Below are 3087 nucleotides of genomic sequence, written 5' to 3'. Positions count from 1 at the left end.
GGCGCGGCCGCCTCGTCCAGCGGGCCGGAGCCCAGCGCGCCGGAGTTCAGCGGACCGGAGTTCAGCGGACCGGACGCGCCGGGAGCCGGCGCCCGCCGCCGCGACGCGCGCCCCGGCGCGGCGAGCGGCGTCGTGCCGGGGCCGTCCAGCTCCAGGTGGGTGAGGAGCGCGGTGGGCAGGAAGACGACCGCGCGGACGCCGCCGTAGGGCGAGCGGGTGTCGACCGAGACGCTGAAGCCGTAGCGCGCGGCGAGCACGCCCACGACGGGGAAGCCGAACTGCGGGGGGTCGCCGAGCCGGGAGACGTCCACCGCGCGGCGTCCGGAGAGGAGGGCGACGGCGCGTTCGATCTCCTGGCCGTCCATGCCCACACCGGCGTCGTCGATGACGACGCAGGCACCGTTGTGCACGGGTTGGAGGCTGACCTCCACCCTGGTGTTGGGCTGCGAGTGGCGGGCGGCGTTGTCGAGGAGCTCGGCGACGGCGAGCACCACGGGCTCCACGGCCCGGCTCACCACGGCCAGTTCCCCGTCGCCGTGCACCCGTACGCGGCGGTAGTCGCGGATGCGGGAGGTGGCGCCGCGGACGACGTCGGTCAGCGGGGAGGCCACGCGCTGCCGCCCGGGCCACGAGCCGCAGAGCACGCCGATGGCCTGCGCGCGGCGCCCGAACTGCGAGTTGGTGTGGTCGATCTCCAGCAGGTCGCGCAGGACCGCGGGGTCGTCGTGCCGCTCCTGCATGCCGGAGATGGCCTGCTGCTGCTCGTGCGCCAGCCCCTGGAGAGCGCGCATGGACGCCCGGAGGGCCGCCTTGGCGGACTGGTCGGCGCGCTCCTGCGCCTTGTCCACGGACTGCGCGAAGAGTTCCATCACGGCCTGGAGACTGTGGGCGAACGCGGTGCCGGTGAGCCGCCCGTCGAGCAGGCCGGGCAGCGGCTCCGACTTGCTCACCGAGTCGGCGACGGCCGGCAGGCGTACGTCGACCAGGCGCGCGGCCTCCTCGTCACGCGCCCGGACGTTCTCCTCCAGTGCGGCGGCGCGGGCCCGCAGCGTGGTGGCGACCGTCCGCTGCCGGACCAGCAGGACCACCACGGCGGCCAGTGCCACGATCAGGCACCAGACCCCCGCCTCCGGTATGTGATGCGACATCAATTCCTCTTGGACGCCGGGGTTCGCGTGCGGCAGGACAGGTGACGGCGTCCTGACGTCCCGTCCAAAAGCGGAATACGCGGATCATCCAACCACACCCGTGATCCCGCGTCCGGTTTCCTTCTCGAATTGCGAACACACGAACGCCTCCCGTCCGCCCCTGAGCGGGCGAACGGGAGGCGACAGGGGGTTTCCGGCCGATATCCGGCCGGAATTCATCGTGATCCGGACGCGATCCGGACGCGATCCGGACGTGATCCAGGCTTGATCAGAACGCGATCCGGCCGTCCGTCAGGCGGACAGCCCCGCGCCGAGGGCCTTGGCGATCTCCACCACGCGGCGGGCCTGGAACGCGATCGAGGCCAGGTTGTCCGGGTGGACGTTGCCGGGGACGTTGTCCGTGACGCTGCTCGCGCCGTACGGGTTTCCGTTGGTCTTCTCGAACTGCACGGGGTCCGCGAATCCGGCCGGGACGATGATGGCACCCCAGTGGTAGAAGGTGTTGTTGAGCGCCAGGATGGTGGATTCCTGACCGGCGTGGGCGTTGTTCGACGAAGTGAAGGACGACACCACCTTGTTGACCAGCTTGCCCTGGAACCAGAGGCCGCCGGTCATGTCCAGGAACTGCTTCAGCTGGGCGGCCGGCAGGCCGAACCGGGTGGGGGTGCCGAAGAGGATGGCGTCCGCCCAGTCCAGGTCCTCCAGCGCGGCCTCCGGGACGTCGCGGGTGGCGGCGGCGTGGGCAGCCCACGCCTCGTTGCGGTCGATCGCGCTCTGCGGGGCGAGCTCGGCCACCCGGCGCAGCCGCACCGCGGCACCCGCCTTCTCCGCCTCGGCCGCGGCGGCCTCGGCCATCTGGTGCACGTTCCCGGTGGACGAGTAGTAGACGACGGCGACGTTGGTCATGGCCCTGGGGGCTCCTTCTGCACTCAAAAACAGGGGGGTGCGCTCACGGCGGAGCGCCGGATCATCGTGGCCCCCGCCGGGAGCCGGGCCAACGACAGACCGCGCACTACGTCAACTCTCCGGCGCATCGGCCGCGTCCGCCCTCGGCGCCGCATGGACCGGTATGTGACGAAGTAGCGGACGAAGTGGGGGCGGACCGTTCGACGGCCGGGCGCTCCCCTCCCTAAGGTCACCTGCGGGCGCGGGATGCCGCGACCGCCGCCGGGAGCGCCGACCGCCACCGGGAGCGCCGGCGGGAGCCCCGGAGACCCAGGAGACCCAGGAGGAGGAGCCGCGTCCATGGCGGAGCACGTGATCGGCCCGGCCGGGAGCCCGTTGCACGCCCTGGCCGCCGAGGGCGTCTCCCCCTGGCTCGACGGCCCGTCCCGCGCCTGTCCCGCCCGCGCCGCCGAGGGGGTGCGCGGCGCGGTCTCCGACCCCGCCGCCCTGGCCGCGGACGCGGCGGGGCACGACGGGTGCCGGGAGCAGCTGCGCCACCTCGCGCAGCGCTCGGCCGCGCCGGACACCGCCGTCCTGGCGCTGAGCGCGTACGACCTGCGCTCCGCGTGCGACGCGCTGCGCCCGGTCTTCGAGTCCTCGCACGGCCTCGACGGCCACGCCTCGATGGACCTCGACGCCCGGCTCGTCCACGACTCCGCCGCGACGGCCGCCGCCGCGGTGGCGCTGCACCGCGCCGCGCTGCGGGACAACGCCCTGGTCAAGATCCCCGCGACCGCGGCGGGCCTGGCGGCCGCGCGCGCCTGCCTGGAACGGGGCGTCGGGGTACACCTCACGGAGGTCTGCTCGGTACGGCACCACCGCGCCGCCCTCGACGCCTGCCTCGACGGGCTGGAGCGGGCCCGCGCGGCGGGCCGGGACCTCGCGCGCGTCCCGGTGTGCGTCTCGCTCGCCGTCGGCCCGCTGGAGGACGCGGTCGACGCGCGCCTCGCCGCCCTGGGCACGGCGGAGGCGGCCGCCCTGCGGGGTACGGCGG

3 protein-coding genes are annotated in these 3087 nt (G+C 74.3%); 1 reads left to right on the top strand and 2 read right to left on the bottom strand.

The window, feature by feature from the left end; genetic code table 11:
- The coding region (locus tag JNW98_RS35320) for an ATP-binding protein (RefSeq protein WP_223772352.1) at window positions 1–1148 on the bottom strand (1148 nt) is incomplete at its 3' end.
- 291 nt (window positions 1149–1439) lie between these two features.
- Complete coding sequence (gene wrbA, locus JNW98_RS35315; protein WP_223772351.1) at window positions 1440–2054, bottom strand: NAD(P)H:quinone oxidoreductase; 615 nt, start codon at window positions 2052–2054, stop codon at window positions 1440–1442.
- A 339-nt stretch (window positions 2055–2393) separates the two neighbouring features.
- Between wrbA and JNW98_RS35310 the strand changes: the two genes are divergently transcribed.
- A partial coding sequence (locus JNW98_RS35310; protein WP_308015707.1) for a transaldolase family protein occupies window positions 2394–3087 on the top strand: 694 nt, incomplete at its 3' end.

Source organism: Streptomyces huiliensis, from assembly GCF_020037025.1.
GTDB lineage: Bacteria > Actinomycetota > Actinomycetes > Streptomycetales > Streptomycetaceae > Streptomyces > Streptomyces huiliensis.
Note: the sequence above shows the minus strand (reverse complement) of the source record. Positions and strands in the feature narration are given on the sequence as shown.